Origin of the sequence: Streptomyces sp. Y2F8-2 (assembly GCF_014905555.1) — a bacterium.
GTDB classification, from domain to species: domain Bacteria; phylum Actinomycetota; class Actinomycetes; order Streptomycetales; family Streptomycetaceae; genus Streptomyces; species Streptomyces cynarae.
Window position 1 is genome coordinate 60,495 of the sequence record NZ_BNGS01000011.1, and the last position, 24,388, is coordinate 84,882.

The window sequence follows — 24,388 nt, forward strand, 5'->3', positions numbered from 1 at the left end:
GGCAGTGACGATTCCTGCGCAGAGCGACGGTGCCACCCTCACCAAGGACGCCGCACCCGGCGAGACCCTGCTGAAGGTGACCGGCCTCAAGAAGCACTTCCCCATCCGTAAGGGCCTGCTCCAGCGGCAGGTCGGCGCCGTGCGCGCGGTCGACGGCCTCGACTTCGAGGTCAAGGCCGGCGAAACGCTGGGCGTCGTGGGCGAGTCCGGCTGCGGCAAGTCCACCATGGGCCGGCTGATCACCAGGCTGCTCGAGCCGAGCGAAGGCACCATCGAGTTCGAGGGCAAGGACATCACGCACCTCGGGGTGAGCGGGATGCGCCCGCTGCGCCGCGATGTGCAGATGATCTTCCAGGACCCGTACTCGTCGCTGAATCCGCGCCACACCATCGGCACCATCGTCGGCGCGCCCTTCCGGCTCCAGGGCGTCACGCCCGAGGGCGGCATCAAGAAGGAAGTGCAGCGGCTGCTGTCGGTCGTGGGTCTCAACCCCGAGCACTACAACCGCTATCCGCACGAGTTCTCCGGCGGTCAGCGCCAGCGCATCGGCATCGCCCGGGCGCTCGCGCTCAACCCGAAGCTGGTCGTGGCCGACGAGCCGGTGTCCGCGCTCGACGTGTCGATCCAGGCGCAGGTCGTCAACCTGCTCGACGACCTCCAGCAGGAGCTGGGCCTGACGTACGTGATCATCGCGCACGACCTGTCGGTCGTCCGGCACGTCTCGGACCGGATCGCGGTGATGTACCTCGGCAAGATCGTCGAGCTGGCCGACCGCGACTCGCTGTACAAGGCGCCGATGCACCCGTACACCAAGGCGCTGATGTCGGCGGTGCCGATCCCGGACCCGAAGCGGAAGAACGCCAAGAGCGAGCGCATCCTGCTCAAGGGCGACGTCCCCTCGCCGATCGCGCCGCCGAGCGGCTGCCGCTTCCACACCCGGTGCTGGAAGGCTACGGAGATCTGCCGGACCACCGAGCCGCAGCTGGTGGAGCTGAAGCCGGGGCAGCGGGTGGCATGCCACCACCCGGAGAACTTCGAGGACCAGGCTCCGCAGGACACGGTGCTGCTCTCCGACGCCAAGGAGGCGGCGAAGCTGGTCGCCGACGAGGTGCTGGCGGAGTCCGCGGAGACGTCGGCGGCGGTGGCCGCGGCGGTCGGAGCCGAGGCCGAGGCCTCCGGTGCACCGGCTGCGGCGGAGGAGCCCTCCGAGGCATCCGCCCACTCCGAGGACGCGGAAGCACCCTCCGCGGAGGAGACCCCGGCATCCGCGGGCGAGGAGTCCGCGGAGGAGACCGCCGGCGAGGCACCATCGGACGCGCCCTCCGGCGAGTCGGACTCGGAGGAGACCGCCGACGAGACGCCCTCGGACGAGCCCTCCGGCGAGTCGGACTCGGACGCGCCCTCCGGCGAGACGCCCTCGGACGCGCCCTCCGGCGAGTCGGACTCGGAGGAGACCGCCGACGAGGCGCCCTCGAAGGAGCCCGCTCCCGACAAGCCCGCGGCAGCGGATCGTCAGGAGTCAACCGACAAGTAAGGCATGACAACTTGGCAAAGTCATGCACATGACCGAACGGGAGAGTGCAGAGTCTGGCGTGACCGTCCGATCGACTGATCGGCGCACGCTCGAAGGGATGACTCCATGGCACTCTCCCGTTCGGCACGTTCGGCGCGCTTAGGGGTTCTGGCCACGGCGGCGGCCTCCTTCCTCGCCGTCGCGGCGTCCTCCGCCCCGGCCCCGGGTTCCGACGGCATCGGTGACGCCTACTTCCCGCAGCTCGGCAACGGCGGCTTCGACGCCCGCCACTACGCCCTCGACGTGGCGTACGCCCCGGCCACCGGCCGTCTCGACGGCCGTACGACGATCACGGCCCGTGCCACCCAGAGCCTCACCTCCTTCGACCTGGACCTGCAGCAGCTTCAGGTCACGAGGGTCGAGGTGAACGGCAGACCCGCCCGCTTCACGCGCCAGGGTGACGAGATCCGCATCACCCCGCGCGGCGTTCTCCCCCGGGGCCGGGACTTCACGGTCGCCGTCACCTACGGCGGCATCCCGCAGCCCCTCGGCGGCCCGATCGTCTTCGGCTCCAAGTACGGGTGGATGAAGACCGCCGACGGCGTCTTCGTCGCCTGCGAGCCCAACGCCGCCTCCACCTGGTTCCCGTCCAGCGACCACCCCTCCGACAAGGCCACCTACGACATCCGCATCAAGGCGCCCAAGGGCCTGACCGCGGTCTCCAACGGACGGCTCATATCGACGTACGACAAGGGGGACCAGACCGTCACCCACTGGCGGGAGTCCAAGCCGATGGCCACCTACCTGGCGACGGCGACCATCGGAAAGTTCGACGTGCGGACCGGGAAGACGCCGTCCGGGATCCCGATCTACGTCGCCATCGACCCCGTCCTGAAGAACAGCAACAGCGTCGACGTGTACGCCGTCACCGCCGAGGCCACCGACTACTGGTCGAAGGTCTTCGGCCCGTACCCCTTCGAGGAGACCGGCGCCATCGTCGACGACATGCCCGAGGCCGGCTTCTCCCTGGAGGTCCAGTCGAAGCCCGCGTACTCGGCCGTCCGCAACGAGACGACGATCGTGCACGAGCTGGCCCACCAGTGGTTCGGCGACTCGGTCTCGGTGGCGCACTGGAAGGACATCTGGCTCAACGAGGGTTTCGCGACCTACGCCCAGTGGCTGTGGGCCGAGCACAAGGGCAGCCGCTCGGCGCACGACTCCTTCGTCGCGGCGTACGACGCCCGCCCCGCCGACAACGCGTTCTGGCAGATCAAGGTGGCCGACCCGCAGCGCGACACCATGTTCGCCTCCGCGGTGTACCAGCGCGGGGCGATGACGCTCCAGGCACTGCGCGAGCGCATCGGCGACAGGGCGTTCTTCGAGCTGCTGCCCGCCTGGACCAGGCTCCACCGCTACGGCAACGCGAACACCGGCGACTTCATCCGGCTCGCGGAGAGGATCTCCGGGCGGCAGCTCGACGACCTGTTCCAGAAATGGATCTTCACCACGGGCAAGCCGGCGCTGTAACTTCGGCGCAACCCGGAGTTCTCCTTGCTTTGTAAGGTGCACCCTGCTGGATGGGTGAGAATGTAAGGGTGCTCCAGCAATTGTTCAGTCCCTCCGTCCAGCACACGCTGGATGTCGTCGGCATCTTCGTCTTCGCGATCTCCGGCGCCCTGCTGGCCGTCCGCAAGAACTTCGACGTGTTCGGCATCGCCGTGCTCGCCGAGGTCACCGCGCTGGGCGGAGGGCTGTTCCGGGATGTGGTCATCGGCGCCGTGCCGCCGGCCGCGTTCACGGATCTGGGGTACTTCCTGACCCCGCTGCTCGCCGCCCTCCTGGTGGTCTTCCTCCATCCTCAGGTGGAGCGCATCCAGGTCGCCGTCAACGTCTTCGACGCGGCCGGCCTCGGGCTGTTCTGCGTCGCGGGGACGACGAAGGCGTACGCCTACGGGCTAGGCCTGACCGCGTCCGCCGCCCTCGGCCTCGCGACGGCCGTGGGCGGTGGTGTCCTGCGCGACGTCCTCGCCAACGAGGTGCCCTCGCTGCTGCGCTGGGACCGCGACCTCTACGCGGTCCCGGCGATCGTCGGGGCCACCATGGTCGCGCTCTGCATACGTTTCGACGCGCTGACCCCGTTCACCTCGGGGCTCGCGGTCGTCACCGCTTTCGTACTACGCCTGATGGCGATGAGGTACCACTGGCGAGCTCCGCGCGCTTGGAACCGGCGGTCCAATGTGGCTGAGGAAGACTCCCCGTGGCCTGGCCGGTCATCTGCTGGCTCAGCCAGGTGAACACCGTCGGGATCTGCGGCCGCCACAGGGCCATGCTGTGCCCGCCGGCGCTGCGCGGGATCCGCACCGCACGCACCAGCGTCGGCGGTTTCGCGATCGCCTGCAGCGCGGCGGCCGCCTGGTAGCCGTCGCCGTCCTCGCCGGACAGGTAGAGCGAGATCCGCGGCGGGGTGCGGTAGCCCTTCAGGATGAAGTACGGGTTGTTCGCCCGGCGCAGCGCGACGCTCCGCGCGGCCAGCGAGCTGCGCTCGCCGATCGGGTCGTTGTACCCGGACAGGCTGATCGCTGCCCGGTAGCGGTCGGGGTGCGCGACCACGAGCTTCGCGGCGCAGTGCGCTCCCGCGGAGTACCCGGCGGCCGCCCAGCCGTCCGGGGCGGCCTGGGCGCGGAAGTTGTCCGTGATCATCTTGGGCACGTCGATGCTGAGCCAGGTGTCGGCGTTCACGGCGCCCGGGATGTTCGCGCAGCCGGTGTCGACCTTGGCGATGAGGTTGGTGCGCGGCGACACCAGGATGAACGGCTCCACCTGCCCGCTCTTCATCAGCGGCAGCAGCTGCTCGTGCACCTTCAGCGAGCCGAACCAGGCCTTGGCCGAGCCCGGGTAGCCGGACAGCAGCTCCACCACCGGGAACTTCTTGTCCTTGTAGGCGGGGTCGTTGTACTGCGGCGGCAGCCACACGTAGACCTCGGCGTCGACGCCGGAGACCCGGCCCTTGAGCTGGGTGACCTCCACCCCGCCGGCCGCGCGCATGCCCGGGCCGTTCGCCGGAGTGAACGTCTGTTTGACCTTGGGCAGGGCCTTGACCTGGATGCCGCCGGTGCCGTCCTTGCCGAGGTCGGCGGCCTGCTGCACGTGGTCGCCCGTGCCGAACAGGTCGGACCAGTTGTCGTAGAGGCTGTTGGCGTTGTTCACCAGGACGAAGACGAGGGTGACCGCCGTGGCCTGGGCGAACACGAGCATGAGCACCCGGACGGCCTGGCGCAGCACCATCGGGCCCCGCAGCCGCGACCACAGGAGCAGAGGCAGGATGAGGGCGACCGCCAAGAGGGCGATCGACGTGATGAGGAACGGCGTCCCGGTCAGGCTCATCGGCTATGCGGCTCTTCCTGTGAACGGGCGGAACGGGCTGTACATCCTCTGAGAGGGAGAGAGCGGGCCGTCGGTCACGGACGTGTGGGGACACTTACCGGGAAATTGCCAAAACCTCACCGGAGAATGGCCGAAAGTCGCGCGGAGGTCCGGCGCGACGTCACCCACTCGGCCGCCTCCAAAGCTACTGCTTAGTAATTTCTTGTTGTACGGTTCTGGCATGCCAGAAGCAGCTACCGCACCGGCCGCGCGGGCCACGATCGGCGACAGCGAGTTCGACCGCGACACCGCGGTCACCCGACGGGAACCCGGCGTCTACGACATCGACCTCTCCGCCGGCTGGACGATCATCAACGCCGTCAACGGCGGCTATCTGCTGGCCGTCCTGGGCCGCGCCCTCGCGGACGCCCTGCCGCACCCGGACCCCTTCACCGTCTCGGCGCACTACCTGACGGCCTCCCAGCCGGGCCCGGCCGTCGTGCGCACGGACGTGGTGCGCACCGGCCGCACCCTCTCCACGGGCCAGGCGTCCCTCTTCCAGTTCGACGAGGAGGGCCACGAGGTGGAGCGCATCCGCGTCCTCGCCTCCTACGGCGACCTGGACTCCCTCCCCGACGACGTCCGTACGAGCGCGCGGCCGCCCGCGATGCCGCCTCTGGAGCAGTGCTTCGGCCCGCAGGACGCTCCGGCGCCGGTCCCCGGCAGCTCCGCCATCACCGACCGACTGATGCTCAAGCTGGACCCCGCGACCCTGGGCTGGGCGCTCGGCGCGCCCTCCGGGAAGGGTGAGATGCGGGCCTGGTTCGGCCTTGCCGACGGCCGGGACGCCGACCCCCTGTCCCTGCTGCTCGCGGTGGACGCGCTGCCGCCCACCGCCTTCGAGCTGGGAATCTCCGGCTGGGTACCGACGATCGAGCTGACCGTGCACGTACGCTCCCGCCCGGCTCCGGGCCCCCTGCGCGTCTCGATCACCACACGCAACCTCGCCGGCGGCTTCCTGGAGGAGGACGCGGAGGTCTGGGACACCGACGACCGCCTGGTCGCCCAGTCCCGCCAACTGGCCCGCGTCAAACTGCCCTGACCCTGTCACGGGACCGGGGCACGGGGCACAGCGGTCGGGGTGCCGGGGCGGAGCCGCCGGGTCGGGGATGGCGGCCGAGGTGCAGGTGCGGAGCCCGAAGGGGTGCTGGGCCGGAGCCCGCCGGGCTTCAGGGCCGGAGCCCGCCGGGCTTCAGGGGCGGAATCCCGTCAGGCGGTTGGGGGCGGAGCCCCGGTCGGGTTCAGGGGCGGAGCCCCTGGCGGGTCGAAGGGGCGAAGCCCCCGGGGGATGGGAGCGGGTAAGGGCGGCGGGGGCGAAGCCCGCACCCGCCGCACCGGCCGCACCGGCTGTACCGGCTGTACCGGCTGTACCGGCGGCACCGGCGGCACCGGCGGCACCGGCGGCACCGGCGGCATCGGCGGCACCGGCGGCATCGGCGGCACCCGCCGCACCAGCGGCACCGGCCCACCCCGCGGCCCCGGTCCTACCCGTCCAGCGGCCGGCGGCCCAGCCACGCCGCCAGGCGCGCGTAGGCGTCGGCCCCCTCGGGGGCCGGAACCGCCGACGCGAACGGCAGGTCGTCGCCCCGCTCCGCCTCCGGCAGGACGAGGCGGCCCACCGCGAGCGCGAACTCCGCCAGTTCGGGGTCCAGGTCACCGGGCCGCCCCAGGGCCTGCCAGAGATCCCAGGTGTGGGCCACGCACTCCATCACATACCCGGACAGCGCACTGCGCCCCGGCGCCTCTCCCCACGGCACGCGCACCGCCGCGTCCAGCCGGCCGTCGTCCGCCCAGCCCCGCCGCACCGCGGACCTGGCCTCGTCGTAGGCGGCCGCCCAGTCGTCGTCCGGAACGCCGTCCACGAAGGGATGCAGGGCCATCCCGTCGCCGCCCGCGCCGACCTGGGCGATCCGCAGGGTGCCACCGACGATGTGCGACAGCAGCGTCCGTACGTCGAACTCCGTACACGGCGTCGGACCCGCGAGCTGTCCCGGGCGTACCGTCTCGATCAGTGCGGCGGCCTGCTCGGCGGCGCGGGCGTACACGGGGCGGGGGTCGGTCATGGTGTCGGTGGTCGTGCCGGTGCCGTGGGCCATGGCGGTCTCGGAGGTCATGGTCCTCTCCGTTCTGTTCGGGTCCGCGAGGGAATGACTGGAGACTCGCGCCATAACCTGACAGTTTCCGTCAACATTTGCGCGGCCGTACCCGTGCCCGCGATCCTGTGCCGGTGAAGTCCGACCGCCTGCTGTCGATCCTCCTGCTGCTCCAGACCCGCGGCCGCGTCCCCGCCCACGAACTCGCCGAGCGGCTGGAGGTGTCGGTGCGCACCATCTACCGCGACATCGAGGCCCTCTCGGCCTCCGGCGTCCCGGTCTACGCGGAACGCGGACGGCACGGCGGCATCGAACTGCTCGCCGGATTCCGCACGGACGTCACGGGCCTGACCGCCGACGAGTCCCGCGCCCTGTTCATCCTGGCCGCCCAGGGCGCGCACGCCGCGCTCGGCCTCGACGCCGCCCTCGGCTCCGCGCTGCGCAAGGTGATGGCGGCGCTGCCCGCCCCGCACCGCCCGGCCGCCGAGGCCACCAGCCGCCGCATCCTGGTCGACGCCACGCGCTGGAAGGGCGGCCCGCAGTCCGCCGTCGACCTGGACACCCTCCAGGACGCGGTGTTCGCCGACCGGCGCCTCAGGCTGCACTACCGGCACAGCGGGGCCACGGCCCCGCGCACGTACACCGTGGACCCGTACGGGCTCGTCTCGAAGGCCGGTGTCTGGTACCTGGTCGCCGACCGCCGCGGTACCCCCAGGTTGTTCCGCGCGGACCGGGTGCGCTCGGCGACCCTGCTGCCGGACCCGGTGCGGCGGCGCCCCGGTGTCGAACTCGCCGACGCGTGGGAGGTGCTGCGCCGGCAGGTCGAGGAGCGGCCGGGCGGTTTCGAGGTGACGGTCCGGGTGCGCCGCGACATCCTGGACATGTTCCAGCGGCTGACCGCCTCCGCGCTCGTCGCCCTGCCGGAGGACGACGGCGAGAGTCCCTGGGCGACCGCCCGGCTGTCGTACGGGTTCGTCCGCGAGGTGCGCCAACTGCTGATGTTCGCCGACCGGTTGGAGATCCTGGCGCCACCCGAGGCCCGCGAGGAACTGGCGCGGGCGGCGGCCTCCGTCACGGAACTGTACCGGCGCGGGGACTGAGCTCCGGGACGAACACGCAGGTCGGCAAGGTTATTTGGGGCCCCGTTCGCCCGCCGCACAGCCGCGTCACAGGACGCCGTGGGTCAAGCCCCAAGCGGCCACCGCGGGCAGGAGACGCGCACGTCGATCTGTGGACCGTCACTCCCTCCAGTGGTGGCGGCCGATGCTGATCAGCCGCATCCGCTGGACGGCGAGCCGGGCCACCCGATCCCGGTCCTCGGCGGCGCCCTCCATGGCCTCCAGGAACTGGGAAGCGGTCACCAGCATCTGGTCGACGTACAGACCGGCGAGCATCAGCAGGTCCTCCTCGCTCCACCCGGCGGACTCGGGGTGTTCGGCCAGCGCGACCTTCACCTCCTCGGCGAACCGGGCGAGTTGCCGGCGTATCGCCTCCCGCACCGGCTGGACGCCACCGTGCCGTTCCCGGGCGATGAACCGTACGTGTGCGGGGTACGCGTCCACATGACGGGCGATCAGCCCGACGGCGCGCTCGATGCGTTCGTCGCTGTCGCCGGTCGCCGAGACCGTGGACTCGATCATCGGGTGGAGGCTGCCGAGGGCCTCCTCGACCAGCTCCACGCCGAGATCCGCGGTCGACCGGAAATGCCGGTAGAAGGCGGTCGGCGCGACGCCGACCGCACGGGTGACCTCGCGCAGCCCCAGGCTGCTCAGGCTCTGCTCCTCCAGCAGGCCGAGCGCCGCGTCCAGCAGCGCCTGCCGGGTCTTCTGCTTCTGGGCCTGCCGGATGCCGAGGGTGTGACTCATGCCATGCAGTTAACAACTGTTCTCTGGAATTGGAAAGCCATGGGAGGCGCTAGACTGGGAAGTCAGTGAACAACTGTAACCACAACCGTTCACCGAATCGTCACGAGAGGCATCCCGAAGGGGGATCTCGTCCCATGCTGTTCCTCGTCGCCGCGCTTCTGCTGCTGGGCACCGTCCTGGGCACCGTGGCCCACGCCCCGCTCTCCTTCACCTTCGTCGCCGCGGCCGTCATCGCCGTATGGCTCGTGGTCTTCGCGGTCCGCGAACGGCAGGGGCGCCGCCGGCACACGTCGGCCCACTAAGACCGCCGCACGTCCTTCGACTCTCGGGAGCTGACCGTCATGCAACTCACCGCCGTACGAACCAAGGGCACCACCGCACACGGCAAGGAGACCGCTGCCCCGGCCGGCCGCACCGGCGTGCGCGACGCGAACGGCATGGCCGTCGCGTCCTTCATCCTCGGCCTGCTCGGCCTGCTCGTCCTGAACGTGGTGCTGGGCCCGATCGCCATCGCCCTGGCCGCGGTGGCCCTGTGGCGCGGCACGACCCGCCGGGGCCGCGCCCTGCTGGGCCTCGGCCTGGGCGTGGCGGACCTGGTGCTCCTGGTGACGTTCATGCAGCTGGACCACACGGTCTCCTGGAGCTTCTGACCGCCGCCACCACGGCGCCGGGTCCGGCTGCGCCGAGGCCCGGCCACACCGGCCACCAAACGGGTGGGGCCTAGAATTGGCGTCACCATGGCATACCTCGACCACGCCGCGACCACCCCGATGCTCCCCGAGGCGGCACAGGCCCTGACCGCGCACCTCGGCATCACGGGCAACGCCTCCTCGCTGCACGCATCGGGCCGCCGCGCCAGGCGAACCGTCGAAGAGGCCCGCGAAACCCTCGCAGAGGCCCTCGGCGCCCGCCCCAGTGAGGTGGTCTTCACCTCCGGCGGCACCGAGGCCGACAACCTCGCCGTGAAGGGCCTGTTCTGGGCCCGCCGCGCCGCCGACCCGGCCCGCACCCGGGTCCTCGCGAGCCCCGTGGAACACCACGCCGTCCTGGACGCCGTCCACTGGCTCGGCGAACACGAGGGTGCCACCGTCGAATACCTGCCGGTCGACTCCTACGGCCGCGTCCACCCCGAGGCCCTGCGCGAGGCCATCGCCCGCGACCCCGACGACGTCGCCCTCGCCACCGTGATGTGGGCCAACAACGAGATCGGCACGGTCATGCCGGTCCGCGAACTGGCCGAGACCGCAGCCGAGTTCGGCGTCCCGCTGCACGCGGACGCCGTCCAGGCCTTCGGCCAGGTCCCCGTCGACTTCGAGGCCTCGGGCCTCGCCGCGATGACGGTCTCCGGCCACAAGATCGGCGGCCCGTACGGCATCGGCGCGCTGGTCCTCGGCCGCCAGTACAGCCCCGTCCCGGTGCTGCACGGCGGCGGCCAGGAACGCCATGTGCGCTCCGGCACCCTGGACGTGCCCGCCATCGCGTCCTTCGCGGTCGCCGGACGGCTCGCCGCCGAGCAACGCGAGTGGTTCGCCCGCGAGATCGGCGCCCTGCGCGACGACCTGGTCGAGGAGGTCCGCAAGGCGGTCCCGGACGCGATCCTGGGCGGCGACCCGGTGGACCGGCTCCCGGCCAACGCCCACTTCACGTTCCCCGGCTGCGAGGGCGACTCCCTGCTCCTGCTGCTGGACGCCCAGGGCATCGAGTGCTCCACGGGCTCCGCCTGCACGGCGGGGGTGGCCCAGCCGAGCCATGTCCTGCTCGCCACCGGCACCGACCCGGACCTCGCCCGCGGCACCCTGCGCTTCTCCCTGGGCCACACGTCCACGGAGGCGGACGTGGAGGCGGTCGCGAAGGCGATCGGCCCCGTGGTGGAGCGCGCGCGCACGGCGGGGCTGACCTGACACCGGCCTCCGAGCCCTACCGGGCCTCCGAGCCCTACCGGGCCCGCGCCGCCCGCTCCCGCCGTACGAGCCGCATGTACCGCTCCCAGTCCCAGTGCGGTCCCGGGTCCGTGTGGTCCGTCCCCGGCACCTGGGCGTGCCCGATGATGTGCTCCCGGTCGACGGGTATCCCGTACCGCCCGCAGACCGCAGCCGTGAGCCGCGCCGACGCCGCGTACATCGCGTCGGTGAAGGACGACGCCCGCTCCACGAACCCCTCGTGCTCTATGCCGACGCTGCGCTCGTTGTACTCCCGGTTGCCCGCGTGGAACGCCACGTCCAGCTCGCGGATCATCTGCGTGACCCCTCCGTCCCGGCGCACGATGTAGTGGGCCGCCGCACCGTGCCCGGGGTCCTGGAACACCTTCACCGCGCTGCTGTAGCCGCCCTGGGTGACATGGACGACCACACGGTCTATGTCGTAGTCGTCCGGCCGGTCCGCGCGCCGCAGGTTCGCCGGCGACGCGGCCAGCCATCGAGCACCGGGGAAGTCGACCGCGCCCTCCACCCGCGGCTTCTCGACGCCGGGCAGCCGCCACCACACATGTGCCAGCTCCTGCCGCGCCAGCACGGCCGTGCCCACGGCGGCCGCCGCACCGCCGAGGATCAGCGCGCGCCGCCCGAGCCGCCGGTCGCCGTCCCTGTCCGCCATGTGATCCCCCATGTGATCCCCGCTGTGACCGTCAACGGATACTCGCCGACAGCGGTTCCCACGGCCCCGTACCCTTGAAGGGCTATGACTGACACCCCGCAGCGCCCCCTCCGCGTCCTCGCCGCCATGTCCGGCGGGGTCGACTCCGCCGTCGCCGCCGCCCGCGCCGCCGAGGCCGGCCACGACGTGACCGGCGTCCACCTCGCGCTGTCCGCGAACCCGCAGTCGTTCCGCACGGGTGCGCGCGGCTGTTGCACCATCGAGGACTCGCGCGACGCCCGCCGCGCCGCGGACGTCATCGGCATCCCGTTCTACGTCTGGGACCTCGCCGACAGGTTCCGCGAGGACGTGGTCGAGGACTTCGTCGCCGAGTACGAGGCCGGACGCACCCCGAACCCCTGCCTGCGCTGCAACGAGAAGATCAAGTTCGCGGCGCTGCTCGACAAGGCGCTGGCGCTGGGCTTCGACGCGGTCTGCACCGGCCACTACGCGAAGATCGTGACCCTGCCCGACGGCACCCGCGAGCTCCACCGGGCCTCCGACATGGCGAAGGACCAGTCGTACGTGCTCGGCGTGCTCGACGACAAGCAGCTCGCGCACGCCATGTTCCCGCTCGGCGACACGGTCACCACCAAGGACGAGATCCGCGCGGAGGCCGAGCGGCGCGGCCTCGCGGTCGCCAAGAAGCCCGACTCGCACGACATCTGCTTCATCGCCGACGGCGACACCCAGGGCTTCCTCGCCCGCCGGCTCGGCAAGGCCGAGGGCGACATCGTCGACGAGTCCGGCGCCAGGCTGGGCACGCACGACGGCGCGTACGGCTTCACGATCGGCCAGCGCAAGGGTCTCAGGATCGGCACCCCGGCCCCGGACGGCAAGCCGCGCTACGTCCTGGACATCTCCCCGGTGACGAACACGGTCACCGTCGGCCCGGCGTCCGCCCTGGACGTCTCCGCCCTGACGGCGATCAAGCCCCGCTGGTGCGGGACGGCCCCCGCCGGTCCCGGCACGTACACGGCCCAGCTCCGCGCGCACGGCGGCGAGACGGAGGTGACCGCAGAACTGGTCGACGGCGAACTGCGGGTCCGCTTCGCCGAGCCGGTCCGCGGGGTGGCCCCCGGCCAGGCCATCGTCCTGTACGACGGCACGCGCGTGGTGGGCTCGGCGACGATCGCGTCGACCCGGCGGGCGACGGCCGCCTCTCTCTGATTTGGCCGCACCGTAGCAATCCTTCCGTCAGCATGCGCTGACGTCCTCTGGCCACACCTCGCCGCTCGTCATAAGCTTGCTGTACGGGTTACCCGTACGAAATGGCGCCAAGCAACAGATCAACCGGACGCTCTCCCACCGGTAAGGAGGCCACCCGCTGTGCTGCTCAGCTTTCGCGTGGCCAACCACCGGTCGATCAGAGACGAGATGGAGTTGTCGCTGGCGGCCTCGGAGCTGGACGGCCGCTTCGCCCGGGACACCGGCGTCCGCTCACGCGGCAAGGAGCTGAAGACCTTGCCCGTGGTCGGAATCTTCGGCGCCAACGCCTCCGGCAAGTCGAACGTGCTCCTGGCGATGCACTTCATGCGCAGGGCCGTCCGCGAGTCCTTCGCCGAATGGGGCAAGGATCCCGGCGTGCCCCGTGAGCCCTTCACACTGGATCCCCGTGCACGCCAGGACACCAGCCTGTTCGAGGCCGATCTGCTGCTGCCGACGGGAGGCGAGCGGATCCGTTACACCTACGGCTTCGAACTGTCGGACGAGCGTGTGGAAGCCGAGTGGCTGCACGCCTATCCCAGTGGGCGCCGCCAGGTGTGGTTCGACCGCGAGGCGGACCGACCTGCTGAGGACGGCGGCGAGATCAGGTTTCCGAGCCGCGGATTGCGCGGGGCCAAAGAGGCCTATGTGAGCCTCACCCGGCCGAACTCCCTCTTCCTGACGGTGGCCGCCGCCATGAACCACCCGCAGCTGTCGGCGATCCACCGCTGGTTCCAGGACAACCTGTGGCTCGTCGCCGGCGGTGAGGACGTGGAGGAACGGACCCACTGGACCAGGGAACTGATCGGCGGAGCGGACTCCGACCTCAGGGATCGCTTCGCCACCTGGCTACGGGCAGCGGACCTCGGTATCGCGGACCTCACGGTCGACCCCGAGACCGGCGACCCGGTGTTTCTTCACCAGGCCGCCGACGGAGGAAGCAAGCCCCTCGACTTCTGGACCGAGGAGTCGCTCGGCACGCACGCCTGGTTCGCCTTCCTGGGCCCCTTGCTGCATGTCCTGGACAGGGGCGGCACACTCCTGGTCGACGAACTGGACTCCAGTCTGCACCCGCTCTTGGCCGCCGAGGTCATCCGTATCCTCCAGGACCCCGAGGTCAATCCGCGCTCGGCCCAGCTCGTCTTCACCACACACGACGCGACTCTGCTCGGCCCCACGGTCGCCGAGCGGCCCCTGGACCGCGACCAGGTGTGGATCACACTCAAGAACCGTACCGGGGAGACCGAGCTGTACCCGCTCACGGCCGCCCGCAAGGTCCGCAACGACGAAAACCTCGTCCGCCGCTACCTCCAGGGAAGCTACGGGGGCGTGCCCCGTCTGACCAGCGGAGAGGTCGCCCGGCAGCTCGCCCTGCTCGAAGAGGGGCTGAAGGCCACGGCGTGAGCAGAAGACGACAGCGGCAGGCGGGCGGAGCGGTCCGTCGCTCCCTGGCCTCCTATCGGGACCTCTCTCAGCGTGTGGTGTACGTGGCCACGGAGGGGGCCAGGACAGAGCAGGACTACGTCAAGCTCCTCAACGATGTCTACGCCAGGGACAACGGCTTCTTCCTGCGGTTCTGCCCGCATCCCGACCGCAACGGCCTGCGACCGAAGGAGGTCGTCGAGACGGTCGTCGAGGCGGCGCTTGGTACCGGCGCCGAGATGTGGGCGCTCTTCGACCGCGACTCAGGCGACAAGACCGCACAGGAGATCCGGGACGCGATGCGGCTCGCTGCTCGGCACGGAGTGCAGGTGGCCCTGTCCCACCCGTCCTTCGAACTGTGGCTCCTGCTCCACTTCCAGCAGCACACCAGCCCCGAGAACGGCCGAAACGCCGTCGTCATCGACAAGCTGCGCAGACATCCCGACGCCGACGGGTACGCCGACTACGACACCCAGTCGGGCGACCGGGGCAAGAGCCTCGGGGGCCGACGCGGCCAAGCCCTGCTCCGCCGGGAGGGCACCGCGATCCGAAACGCGCGTGCACTGGTCCGGCAGTGCCCGCACCCGCACGGCGGCTGCTCGGCCCGCGGCCTCACGGTGGAACCCATCCCCGAGCCGAATGAGCCGTACGACGCATGGACCAGGCGTACTGGGCACGCACCCGGCTGCGATCCGGCCGAGCGCGATCCTTCGTCCGATGTGTGGCGCCTGCTGGTCAGCCTCGGCATCGGAGCGGACGAAAGCCGGTAATCGAAGAGCACCGGGACGAACGGTTTCCGCCGACCCCGCCACTCCGACTAGGCTGCCTGGGTTCACCACCGTGACTGCTCACGTACGAAGGACTGGCTCACCTTGGCCCGTATCACCCTGCCCCAGCTGGAGCGGCATCTCTTCTCCGCCGCCGACATCCTGCGCGGCCGGATGGACGCCTCGGAGTACCGGGACTTCATCTTCGGGATGCTCTTCCTGAAGCGGGCCTCCGACGAGTTCGAGCCGGAGTGGAAGCGGGTCTACGCGCAGACCCTAGACCGGGAGAAGGACGAGCGAAAGGCCCTGGCACGGGCGAACGACCCGGACAAATACCCCCGCGTCTTCTACGTTCCGCCGAGGGCTCGCTGGTGGAAGGGCCCGCACATCGACCCCGCGACCCCCGGCAGCCCCGCACCGGGCATCTCCGCCCTCACCGAGCGAGTGGGCGAGGCCCTCGACCAGGCGCTCGCGGCGATCCAGGAGAGCAACGACAAGCTCGGCGGCATCGCCAGCCACATCAGCTTCAATGAGGTCGTCGGCACCAGGCCCCGCTTCACCGACAAAGAACTGCGCACCCTCATCCGGCACTTCAGCCTCTACCGGCTGCGCAACGAGGACTTCGAGTTCCCCGACATGCTGGGCGCGGCCTACGAGTACCTGCTGGCCCGGTTCGCGGACAGTGCCGGCCAGCGCGGCGGCGAGTTCTACACGCCCCGCGAGGTCGTGCGCATGATGGTCCGCCTCGTCGACCCCAAGCCGGGCGACAGCGTCTACGACCCCTGCGCGGGCTCCGGCGGCATGCTGATCGCCGCGCACGAGTACGTGGAGGAGAGCGGCGGCGGGCCGGACGACCTGTCGGTCAACGGCCAGGACAAGAGCGGCCCCTCCTGGGCCATGGCCAGCATGAACATGGTGCTGCACGGCATCCGTGAGTTCGACCTCCAGCACGGCGACACCCTCACCGAGCCCCTGCACCTCACCGGTGGCCGCCTGGACACCTTCACCAAGGTCCTGTCGAACCCGCCGTTCTCCCTGAACTACGACGCCGAACTGGTGAACAAGGCCGACGAGGACCACGGCCGCCGCATGCGCTGGGGATACGCCCCTGAGAGCGGCAAGAAGGCCGACCTGATGTTCGTACAGCACATGATCGCGGTGCTGGAGGAGAACCGGGAGGCCGTGGCCGCCACGGTCATGCCGCACGGTGTCCTCTTCCGGGGCGGTAAGGAACGCGATATCCGCGTCGGGCTTCTGGAGGCCGACTGCGTCGAGGCCGTGATCGGCCTCGGCCCCAACCTCTTCTACGGCACCGGCATCCCCGGCTGCATCCTGGTCCTGCGCAGACCGGGCCGAAAGGCACCCAAGCGGGCCGGAAAGGTCCTCTTCATCAACGCCGACCGGGAGTTCCGGGCGGCCCGCAACCAGAACGAGCTGGGCGAGGAACACGCCGAGAAGATCGTCACGGTCTACCGCGAGTGGCGCGAGGAACCAGGCTACTCCGCCGTCGTGGACGTCGACGCCCTGCTCGCCGCCGACGCCAACCTCAACATCCGCCGCTGGGTGGACAACTCCCCACCGCCCGACCCCCAGGACGTATGGGCCCACCTGTACGGCGGTGTCCCGGTCGTGGAGGTCGAGGCGAAGGCGAAGGCGTTCGGCGCGTACGGGGTGGACATCACTGACCTCTTCGCCCCGAGGGACGACGACCCGGCGTACGTCGACTTCTTGCCCGAGGGCCCCGAGGCGACGGCGGCTCGTATCCCGGACGTGGCGGCGCCGAAGGAGGCGGAGGTCCGCCGGACCTTCGAGGAGTGGTGGGGGCGGCAGGAGCCTCACTTCACGGCTCTCGTCGGCCACAACGCCCTTCTGCCGCTGCGCGCCCGTCTGGTCGAGGGCTTCACCGAGGCTGTCCGGGGCGTCGGTGTCCTGGACCGCTACGAGGCGGCGGGCATCGTCGCCGACTGGTGGATGGCCGTGCGGTACGACCTCAAGGCCCTGGCGGCCGGCGGGTACGACCGGGTCCTCGACGGCTGGATCGACTCCGTGGAGAACATGGTCGACCCGGTCCTGCCGGACGAGGACGAGAACGACGACGCGGGCAACGGCGGTACCGGCCGCCGAAAGAGCCGTAAGTCGTCGGTCACGACGGCGGACCGGCGCCGGGCGCTGGACCAGCCGGTCGTACGGGCGCTGATTCCGGAGTTCCTGGAGGAGGTGGCGCGCGCGGACGCGGAGCTTGCACGGGCGGAGGCGGCGCTGAAGGAGTCGCAGGCAGAGCTGGCTGCGGCGCAGGTGTCGGCGGGCGCTGCCGGAGACGAGGAGGAACCCGATGGGGATGCGGTCGAAGGCGGAGAGCCCGCCGACCCGGCCGAGATCGATCGCCTGGAGAAGAAGATCGCCCGCCTACGCAAGGAGCGTACGGCGGCCTCCCGCCGACGTTCGGACCTCGACGACCGTTTTCTGAATGACCTGAAGGCTGCGGCGGACCTGGCCAAGGCGGAGGAGAACGGCGCCCGCTGGGTGGCCCTGGAAGTCTTCGGCGCCGGGCTGTCGGACCGCCTGGACGCGGCGGTGGCGGCGGGGCGGCGTGAGCTGGTTGCGGCGTTCCGGTCGTGGGCGGCGAAGTACGAGGTCTCGCTGGAGGATCTTGAGGGCGAGAGCGAGGCGGCGGCGGGTGAGCTGGGGCGGTGGCTTAAGGAGCTTGGGTATGCGGGGTGAGGTTCGGCTGGGGGAGGTGCTTCTTAAGAGTCCGAGGAATGGGTACTCCCCCAAAGACGTCCCCGAGTGGACCGGGCTTCGGACGCTGGGTCTTGGATGTCTGACGCCGACGGGCTACCGTCCAGTGCAGCTCAAAAACGTCCCTGACAGCGAGCATGCCCGCAGGTTTCTTCTTGCGGACGGTGACCTGCTTATTAGCCGTGCCAATACACGTGACCTCGTAGGAATGGTCGGTCGGTACGCAAGCGATGGGGTGCCGTGCATCTACCCGGATCTGATGATGCGGCTTTTTCCGGACGAGCGCCGGTGCAGTGGCGCCTATCTGGAGATTGTTTTGCGTTCGAGCACCGTCCGCAGTGAAATTCACGCCGGGGCGCGAGGAACCAGCGACAGCATGGTGAAGATCAGCGCCTCATTCGTGGAAGACATCGAGATTCCGTTGCCTACGTTGGAAGAGCAGCACCGCATCGTCGCCGCCCACGCCGCGTTCGAGCGGCGGATCGGGGTGCTGGAGCGGGCGCTGGCCAAGCTGCGGGTAGTTGAAGGAACCTCCGTAGCGAGTGCCCTCGGGACATCCCGCCGTGTGCCCTTGGGCGCCTGGCTGGCCGGTATCGAGTCGGGTAAAAGCCCACTCGCAGAAGACGCTCCGGCTGGAGAGGGCGAGTGGGGGGTTCTCAAGGTCAGCGCCGTCCAAGCAGGATGGTTCGATCGCACCGAGAACAAGGTGCTTCGTGACCCTCAGCTCGTCGATCAGCGATACGAGGTGCGGCCGGGCGACTTGCTCATGACGCGTGCGAACACCGAAGAACTCGTCGGTTTGGCCTGTGTGGCCAACGATCCTGGACCGCGACTTCTGCTCAGTGACAAAACACTGCGGCTGGTCCCGGACAAGAGTGCGGCCGTCCCTGAGTTCATCGCCCTTGCGCTGGCCAGCTTGGGCGTCCGCAGGCAGATTCAGACTGCGGCTACAGGATCAAGCGCGAGCATGAAGAACATCAGTCAGGCTGCGATCCGCGAATTGCTAGTCCCTGATGTGCCGTTGGAAGGCCAGCGTCAGACCGTGGCGGGAGTTGCCGCCATTCAGCGACGTATCCGGGCCCATATTCGCCAGATCTCCAAGCTCCGGACCGTCCAGCAAGCCGTAGCGGAAGACCTGCTCGCTGGCCGGGGGCGAGCCGCTGCCGCCTGACGATGCGTCGGAAGGTCACTCGGTCGGCGGGCCGAGTGGGCCTGCGGCGACACTGCGTACGAGTGCTGTGAACGCCTTCGGATTGAACGTCAGGATTGGGGAGGGGCGCTTGCTGTCGCGTATGGCTATGCCGTGTGGTATCACGGCGACCTCGACACAGTTGTTCCCGCCGTCTCCCGAATAGGACGACCTGCGCCACTCCGCCTCGGACAACACATGCACCCTTACATCTCCTTGAGAATCAAGTGGATGAACTCCACGGACTGCTTCGCAGTCAACGCCACACGCTCGGCCAAGTCCAGTCGCAGGCGGAAGTTCTCAAGCTGGGTGGGGAGGTCGAAGAAGAGCGGGCCGGCGGGTGAGTCCATGTGGACGGTGTCCAAGTGAGGGTTCTCTGCCTCTGCGTACAGGATCGACTCGCCTGCCATGGGGAACCCGCCATTGGCGAACGGGATGGTCAGTAGCGTTACGTTGTCGCGTTCGCTCTCTTCGAGGAGGTGCCGTAGCTGGGCTCGTGCCACGTCCCTGCCGCCGAACTGCATGCGCAGAGCGGCTTCGTGGATGATGCCCAGGTAAGGCACAGGTGCGTCCCCGGAGATGACTCGCTGCCTGCCGAGCCGGTGAGCGACGCGGAGTTCCACCTCCAGACGGGGCAGTTTGGGAACGACCAGCTCGAACATCGCTCGGGCGTGGTCCTCGGTCTGGAAAAGACCCGGCAGGTGGGATGTCTGCATGGTGCGCAGGCGAGTCGCGTAGTGCTCAAGCTCCGAGATGTCGAGCAGTCCGGGCGGGACCTTGCCCCGGTACTCGTCCCACCATCCTGTTTTTCGCCCTCCCGTCATCGAGGCGAGTGTGTCGATGAGCGCTTGGTCGTTGCACTCGTAGATGCTCGCCAGTCGGCGGAGCCGCTCCTCGCTGATGCCGTAACGGCCCGCCTCGATGTTGGAGATGTTCGTCCGATCAGTGCCCAACGCAGCGGCTGCGGCCGGAGCGGACATCCCGGCCGCCTCCCGCAATCGCCGTAGTTCCAAGCCGAATCGTCGCTGACGGATCGTCGGGACGTTTCCAGGTGCCATGCGTCCTCCTCGCTGGCGCACAGTGTGCCGGGCGCCTTGGGCTTCGCTCCACTCCCAATTGAGGATTTAACTCGTATAGGTGTAAGTGCTGGCACGGGTTAAATGGCAACGCTACTTTGTGATGCGCGCCACCGCTCCCCGGCGCGGAAGTGCACCGCATCAGCCTCAGGCATGCGGCGGAGCCACCGGCCGTAGGCGGAACACCTGTGGCGCAAGCCCACTTGACCATCACCACCGCGCACCTAGGAGGTGCCACGTGAGCAACACGGAACAGAACCCGGACCCCTCCCTCCTCCTCCCGTGCCTCGACCCGCTCACCGGAGTCCCGCACCCTCCGCCCCTCGCCTTCACCGCGCCCTGGCACTACGAGTTGCACTTCCCCCGCGACCCGCGAGGCCCCGGTGTCGCCCGCGTCACCCTCCGGGCTGTCCTCGGCGCGCATGGGCTCGACGAACTGACCGGTCGGGCAGAACTGTTGGCCTGCGAGCTGGCCACCAACTCGGTACGGCACACCAAGGGGTCCGCATCCGTCCGACTCCAGTGGCTGCATCCCGTCCTGCGCGTCAGCGTGTGCGACAGCTGCCCGGACCTGCCCCTGGTCGCCGGAGCGCGCCCCGCGCCCGTGGGGCCGCACGCGGACGGTGGGCGCGGACTGCTGATCCTCGACGCGCTCGCGGACCGGTGGGGCGGCTGCGCGATGCATGAGGGCCCGTGGGGCGGCGAGGGCGGCAAGACGATCTGGTTCGAGTTGCGCCTCAACTCGCCGGAGCCCGAACCACCCGCGCTCGCCGCCTGAGTCCCGGACGTCTGTTCGCTGCATGCCCCCACTGTCGGTCCCGGTCACTAGACTCAGCTCCTACCCCTGTTCGCACAGGGGCGGGCCGAGTGACGAGGGGCGGGAGTTCCGGGGATGGCGCAGCCGGAGTACGAGCTGGTCGAGAAACCTCTGATCGACCAGCTCGTCGCCATGGGGTGGACGCACTGTGAGGGGGCGCCGCCCGGCGCGCCGGCCGCCGGCCCCGCCGACTCGGGCCGTGCCTCCTTTCAGGAGGTGGTCTACGAGAAGCGGTTCTTCGATGCCGTCTCCCGTCTCAACCCCGGTCCGGACGGCGAACGCTGGCTTGGCAATGAGCAGTTGCGGTTCATCCTGGACCGACTCATGGGGCGTGGACAGGGACAGGACCCGCACGCCTCCCGTGGGGTCGCCGGGAATCTGCACGTGACCGCCATGCTCCGCGAGGGCGTCAACGCCCGTACACTCCCGGGCTGGCGGAAGGGGCAGCCCGAGCACGTACGCCTCGTCGACTGGGAGCAGCCCGCCCGCCGCAGCGACAGCGATCCGCGCGGAAACGACCTGCTGGCGGTCTCGCAGTTCCGCGTCGAGCGCGGAGGGCCGCCAAGGGCTACGCCGGACCTGGTTCTGTTCGTCAACGGCCTGCCCTGGGCCGTCATCGAGTGCAAGGCGCCCGTCCTGGCGAGCCCGGAGAGCCGGATCGCGCTGGACGCCGCCGTCGGCCAGGTCGTCGGGTACGCCGGTGCCGACCAAGCCGACGCCGTAACGGAGTTCACGCGGTTCGCCCAGGTCCTCGTGGCGACCGACGGAACCCACGCCGAGATCGGCACCGTCACCGCCGAGCCGGCCGACTTCGCCGCCTGGCGCACCTGCTACCCGGCCCGTGAGCAGGACGTCCGTGCGGAACTGGGCGCGTCCGAGGGGCGGAAGCTCACCGGGCAGGAGATTCTCGTCGCCGGTGTGCTGCGCCCGGCCCACCTGCTCAGTCTCGTACGGGACTTCACCACGCAGGCCGGGCGCGGGCCCCGTACCGTCAAGGTCATCGGGCGCTACCAGCAGTTCCGCGCCGTGCACCGGATCGCCCGCATGCTGCGCGAGCGCCGGGAAGCCCATGCCGCCGGGAAGGAGACCCACCACCGCGGCGGCCTCACCTGGCACACCCAGGGCTCCGGCAAGAGCCTCACCATGGCGTTCCTCGTACGCCATCTGCGCAGCACGCCGGAGCTGTCGGGGCACAAGGTCGTCGTCGTCACCGACCGGCGCGACCTGGAGAAGCAGATCCGTCGCAGCCTTGCCGCCGCGAACGAGCGGATCTACCGGTCACGGAACGTTCGGCAGGCCCGCCGTTACCTGGCGGTGGACGTGCCCGACGTCGTCCTGGTCATGCTGCAGAAGGCGCGCCGCGACGACACCGCCTTCGACGGGCGTGAGGAGTTCCTGGCCACCGAGCCCGGCGGCACCGACCATGTCCACAACCAAGTGGCCAACGGCGCGCACGACATCATCGTCCTGGTGGACGAGGCCCACCGGGGCCAGTACGCCTGGCAGCACGCCCGGCTGCGGGCCATGCTGCCGAACGCCGTGATGGTCGGCTTCACCGGCACCCCTCTCATCAGCCGGGTCCACAAGACCACCGAGGAGGTCTTCGGCCCGTTCCTCGACACCTACACGCTGCGTGACGCCGAGCGTGACCGCGCCGTCGTGCCCGTGCGGTACGCGGCCGAGAGCGTGTCGTTGGAGGTGCTGGACAAGGCCCGGTTGGACGCCGGGTTCGACGAGCGTATCCCCGCCGATCCGGACCGGCGCCGCCGGGCGCTGCGGAAGTTCGGGCGGCGCAAGGAGATCCTCCAGTCCCCGTCCGTCATCCGGGTCAAGGCCGAGCACATGATGTGGCACTGGGCCACCACCGCGATGAGGGACGGTCTCAGCGCCCAGGTCGTCGCGGTCTCCCGGCGGGCCGCCGTCCTCTACCAGCAGGAGTTGACCGCCGCTCGGGACCGACTCGTCCGCCGGATCGACGCCCTCGGTGCCCTCCGGTACGACCCGGAGGCTGAGGAGCGGGAGACGGACCCCGAGCGACGGGAGCTGATCCGCCTCGCGAGCTACCGCGGCCTGCTCGCCCGCATCGAGATCGCGGCCGTTATCTCGGGGCGCCGGGGAGATGACCGCGCGTGGGAACCGTGGACGGACAAGCGGTGCCAGGACGACCACATCGAGCGCTTCAAGCAGGGGGTGCCGGCACGGGATCCCGGTGTGAGGCAGCCCTGGAACACCGATGCACGGCGCTCCACGCACCGGCGTCGGGCGGTCACCAGTACCGGTGCCTGGAACGACACTCCCCGGCCCACTGCCGCGCCGACGGGTTCGGGCAGCGCGGGCGACGGCATGCCCATCGCCTTCATGGTGGTCAACTCCATGCTGCTCACCGGTTTCGACGCCCCGCCCGAACAGGTGTTGTACCTGGACCGGATGCTGACGGGCGCCGGGTTGCTCCAGGGCATCGCCCGTACGAACCGGCCTTACCCCGCCAAGGACTTCGGCCTGGTCGTGGACTACGTCGGCGTGGGTCCCGAACTCGCCCGCTCCATTGCCGAGTACGAGGCGGCGCACCTGCGGGCCGTTCTCGGTTACCAGGATCTCTCGCTCGACCATCTGGATCCGGAACACGTCGGCCCCCAGCCCACACGCGACCGCCTGTGGCTCCAGGCCGACGCGGCCGCCGACGCCCTCCTTGCCGACCGTCACCGAGGACTCACCGACTTTCTCGGGAGGCTCGGTCTCACCGATCCCGGTGACGAGCACGAGCGCGAGGACCTGCTGGCCCGGTTGGACGACGACCCGTTGCTGTGCGGGGAGTTCGACGAACGGGTCCGCGGCTTCCTCACCGCCCTCAACGCCGTACTGCCGCGTCTGGAGGCCTTGGCGTACGAGACGTTCGCGCATGAGGTGGGCGTGTTGCAGTACCTGGCGCGGGCCCGTCGGCTCGACGGTCGGGACGAGTTCAGCCCGCGGCGGTACGGGGCCAAGGTGCGTGACCTCATCGCCCGGCACATCATCGCCTCGGGGATCGAAGAGCGGGTGCCGCCCGTTCAGCTCACCGCCGACGACTTCCTGGAGCGCGTCCGGGCAAACCGCGACCCCCGGGCCCGGGTGTCGTACCTGCGCAGCCGCCTGAGCACCCACATCACCGCGCGCCTGAACGCCGACCGAGCCCGCTACGAGCGGTTCAGCGAGCGGCTCGAAGAGGTCATCCGCCGGATGGGGGAGGACTTCGAACAGGCGGCGGACGCGCTGGAGAACCTGGCCTGCGAGGTGAGGGACGCCGAAAGCGGGAACGCGACGGGGGCCGGCGGTCTCGACCCGTGGACCGAGCAGCCCATTCACGGACTGCTGGGGCGTGACTACCCGGAGGCCGATGGGCCCGTCCTGCCGAAGGCGCAGGAGCGGATCAAGGCCGCGCGGGACATCGCGGCCTGCCTCGCAGTCCAGGTGCAGTCCCCGAACTTCCCACGGCGTCCAGAGGCGCGCGAGAGGGTGCGCAAGCAGGTGCGCCTCTTCCTGGAGGACGAACTGCACGTCGACTGGGAGGTGACCGGCCCCCTGGCCAACCTGCTGGTGGAACTGGCGGTCGAGCGCCACGAGGACTTTCTGCGCTATGGCCGGCGCAGCGAGGACAGGGCCTCGTAAGA

Annotated in this window: 20 protein-coding genes and 1 pseudogene; 15 read left to right on the forward strand and 6 right to left on the reverse strand. The window is 70.2% G+C overall.

The window, feature by feature from the left end:
* Positions 1–4 precede the first annotated feature (4 nt).
* From SY2F82_RS31110 to SY2F82_RS31120, 3 genes are all read left to right on the forward strand, one after another.
* The gene (locus SY2F82_RS31110) at positions 5–1,534 is read left to right on the forward strand and encodes a dipeptide ABC transporter ATP-binding protein (RefSeq protein ID WP_200422510.1); all 1,530 of its coding nucleotides are present in this window, start codon (positions 5–7) and stop codon (positions 1,532–1,534) included.
* Between the two features lie 105 nt (positions 1,535–1,639).
* Positions 1,640–3,040, forward strand: a complete 1,401-nt coding sequence (locus SY2F82_RS31115; protein ID WP_200422511.1) for a M1 family metallopeptidase — start codon at positions 1,640–1,642, stop codon at positions 3,038–3,040.
* Between the two features lie 68 nt (positions 3,041–3,108).
* A complete protein-coding gene (locus SY2F82_RS31120; protein WP_200422731.1) occupies positions 3,109–3,807 on the forward strand; it encodes a trimeric intracellular cation channel family protein in 699 nt (232 codons plus the stop codon).
* Between the two features lie 289 nt (positions 3,808–4,096).
* Here SY2F82_RS31120 and SY2F82_RS39735 read toward each other — a convergent pair.
* Positions 4,097–4,897: pseudogene (locus tag SY2F82_RS39735) on the reverse strand (alpha/beta hydrolase); the annotation flags it as partial.
* A gap of 220 nt (positions 4,898–5,117) precedes the next feature.
* Here SY2F82_RS39735 and SY2F82_RS31130 point away from each other — a divergent pair.
* The gene (locus SY2F82_RS31130) at positions 5,118–5,978 is read left to right on the forward strand and encodes a thioesterase family protein (protein ID WP_200422512.1); all 861 of its coding nucleotides are present in this window, start codon (positions 5,118–5,120) and stop codon (positions 5,976–5,978) included.
* Positions 5,979–6,420: 442 nt separating this feature from the next.
* Here the strand turns inward: SY2F82_RS31130 and SY2F82_RS39255 are convergent, their stop codons facing one another.
* A complete protein-coding gene (locus SY2F82_RS39255; RefSeq protein WP_236041898.1) occupies positions 6,421–7,050 on the reverse strand; it encodes a TIGR03086 family metal-binding protein in 630 nt (209 codons plus the stop codon).
* Between the two features lie 113 nt (positions 7,051–7,163).
* Here SY2F82_RS39255 and SY2F82_RS31140 point away from each other — a divergent pair, with 113 nt between their 5' ends.
* Positions 7,164–8,129: a YafY family protein gene (locus tag SY2F82_RS31140; RefSeq protein ID WP_200422514.1), complete on the forward strand. Its 966-nt coding sequence runs from the start codon at positions 7,164–7,166 to the stop codon at positions 8,127–8,129.
* A 138-nt stretch (positions 8,130–8,267) separates the two neighbouring features.
* Here SY2F82_RS31140 and SY2F82_RS31145 read toward each other — a convergent pair whose 3' ends face one another.
* Positions 8,268–8,894: a TetR family transcriptional regulator gene (locus tag SY2F82_RS31145; protein WP_200422515.1), complete on the reverse strand. Its 627-nt coding sequence runs from the start codon at positions 8,892–8,894 to the stop codon at positions 8,268–8,270.
* Between the two features lie 134 nt (positions 8,895–9,028).
* Between SY2F82_RS31145 and SY2F82_RS31150 the strand changes: the two genes are divergently transcribed.
* The 3 genes from SY2F82_RS31150 to SY2F82_RS31160 all read left to right on the forward strand — a co-directional run bounded on the left by SY2F82_RS31150 (position 9,029) and on the right by SY2F82_RS31160 (position 10,795).
* Positions 9,029–9,196, forward strand: a complete 168-nt coding sequence (locus SY2F82_RS31150; protein ID WP_200422516.1) for a hypothetical protein — start codon at positions 9,029–9,031, stop codon at positions 9,194–9,196.
* 39 nt (positions 9,197–9,235) lie between these two features.
* Complete coding sequence (locus SY2F82_RS31155) at positions 9,236–9,544, forward strand: DUF4190 domain-containing protein (RefSeq protein ID WP_374707219.1); 309 nt, start codon at positions 9,236–9,238, stop codon at positions 9,542–9,544.
* A gap of 87 nt (positions 9,545–9,631) precedes the next feature.
* Entirely contained in the window at positions 9,632–10,795 is a 1,164-nt protein-coding gene (locus tag SY2F82_RS31160; RefSeq protein WP_200422517.1) for a cysteine desulfurase family protein, read from the forward strand.
* 34 nt (positions 10,796–10,829) lie between these two features.
* On the opposite strand, the gene SY2F82_RS31165 is transcribed toward SY2F82_RS31160, so the two are convergent.
* Complete coding sequence (locus tag SY2F82_RS31165; protein ID WP_236041899.1) at positions 10,830–11,486, reverse strand: N-acetylmuramoyl-L-alanine amidase; 657 nt, start codon at positions 11,484–11,486, stop codon at positions 10,830–10,832.
* Between the two features lie 84 nt (positions 11,487–11,570).
* Between SY2F82_RS31165 and mnmA the strand changes: the two genes are divergently transcribed.
* From mnmA to SY2F82_RS31190, 5 genes are all read left to right on the forward strand, one after another.
* Entirely contained in the window at positions 11,571–12,695 is a 1,125-nt protein-coding gene (gene mnmA / locus SY2F82_RS31170) for a tRNA 2-thiouridine(34) synthase MnmA (protein WP_200422519.1), read from the forward strand.
* Positions 12,696–12,854: 159 nt separating this feature from the next.
* Positions 12,855–14,135 (forward strand): ATP/GTP-binding protein, encoded by a 1,281-nt coding sequence (locus SY2F82_RS31175; protein ID WP_200422520.1) that lies wholly within the window; start codon positions 12,855–12,857, stop codon positions 14,133–14,135.
* Positions 14,132–14,923 (forward strand): RloB family protein, encoded by a 792-nt coding sequence (locus tag SY2F82_RS31180; protein WP_236041900.1) that lies wholly within the window; start codon positions 14,132–14,134, stop codon positions 14,921–14,923. The genes SY2F82_RS31175 and SY2F82_RS31180 overlap by 4 nt, the downstream gene beginning before the upstream one ends.
* Before the next feature lie 102 nt (positions 14,924–15,025).
* A complete protein-coding gene (locus SY2F82_RS31185) occupies positions 15,026–17,641 on the forward strand; it encodes a class I SAM-dependent DNA methyltransferase (RefSeq protein ID WP_200422521.1) in 2,616 nt (871 codons plus the stop codon).
* Between the two features lie 124 nt (positions 17,642–17,765).
* Complete coding sequence (locus SY2F82_RS31190; protein ID WP_200422522.1) at positions 17,766–18,830, forward strand: restriction endonuclease subunit S; 1,065 nt, start codon at positions 17,766–17,768, stop codon at positions 18,828–18,830.
* A 15-nt stretch (positions 18,831–18,845) separates the two neighbouring features.
* Here SY2F82_RS31190 and SY2F82_RS31195 read toward each other — a convergent pair whose 3' ends face one another.
* Positions 18,846–19,052 (reverse strand): DUF397 domain-containing protein, encoded by a 207-nt coding sequence (locus SY2F82_RS31195; RefSeq protein WP_308437800.1) that lies wholly within the window; start codon positions 19,050–19,052, stop codon positions 18,846–18,848.
* A 2-nt stretch (positions 19,053–19,054) separates the two neighbouring features.
* The gene (locus tag SY2F82_RS31200) at positions 19,055–19,906 is read right to left on the reverse strand and encodes a Scr1 family TA system antitoxin-like transcriptional regulator (protein WP_200422523.1); all 852 of its coding nucleotides are present in this window, start codon (positions 19,904–19,906) and stop codon (positions 19,055–19,057) included.
* A gap of 256 nt (positions 19,907–20,162) precedes the next feature.
* Here SY2F82_RS31200 and SY2F82_RS31205 point away from each other — a divergent pair, with 256 nt between their 5' ends.
* Positions 20,163–20,702: an ATP-binding protein gene (locus SY2F82_RS31205; RefSeq protein WP_236041901.1), complete on the forward strand. Its 540-nt coding sequence runs from the start codon at positions 20,163–20,165 to the stop codon at positions 20,700–20,702.
* Between the two features lie 114 nt (positions 20,703–20,816).
* Positions 20,817–24,386: a type I restriction endonuclease subunit R gene (locus SY2F82_RS31210; protein ID WP_200422524.1), complete on the forward strand. Its 3,570-nt coding sequence runs from the start codon at positions 20,817–20,819 to the stop codon at positions 24,384–24,386.
* Positions 24,387–24,388: the final 2 nt, after the last annotated feature.

Coding starts and splice junctions, on each gene's coding strand:
- SY2F82_RS31115 (WP_200422511.1), top strand. CDS start 1,640: ATGGCACTCTCCCGTTCGGCACGTTCGGCGCGCTTAGGGGTTCTGGCC.
- SY2F82_RS31130 (WP_200422512.1), top strand. CDS start 5,118: ATGCCAGAAGCAGCTACCGCACCGGCCGCGCGGGCCACGATCGGCGAC.
- SY2F82_RS39255 (WP_236041898.1), bottom strand. CDS start 7,050: ATGACCTCCGAGACCGCCATGGCCCACGGCACCGGCACGACCACCGAC.
- SY2F82_RS31145 (WP_200422515.1), bottom strand. CDS start 8,894: ATGAGTCACACCCTCGGCATCCGGCAGGCCCAGAAGCAGAAGACCCGG.
- SY2F82_RS31150 (WP_200422516.1), top strand. CDS start 9,029: ATGCTGTTCCTCGTCGCCGCGCTTCTGCTGCTGGGCACCGTCCTGGGC.
- SY2F82_RS31155 (WP_374707219.1), top strand. CDS start 9,236: ATGCAACTCACCGCCGTACGAACCAAGGGCACCACCGCACACGGCAAG.
- SY2F82_RS31160 (WP_200422517.1), top strand. CDS start 9,632: ATGGCATACCTCGACCACGCCGCGACCACCCCGATGCTCCCCGAGGCG.
- SY2F82_RS31165 (WP_236041899.1), bottom strand. CDS start 11,486: ATGGCGGACAGGGACGGCGACCGGCGGCTCGGGCGGCGCGCGCTGATC.
- mnmA (WP_200422519.1), top strand. CDS start 11,571: ATGACTGACACCCCGCAGCGCCCCCTCCGCGTCCTCGCCGCCATGTCC.
- SY2F82_RS31200 (WP_200422523.1), bottom strand. CDS start 19,906: ATGGCACCTGGAAACGTCCCGACGATCCGTCAGCGACGATTCGGCTTG.
- SY2F82_RS31210 (WP_200422524.1), top strand. CDS start 20,817: ATGGCGCAGCCGGAGTACGAGCTGGTCGAGAAACCTCTGATCGACCAG.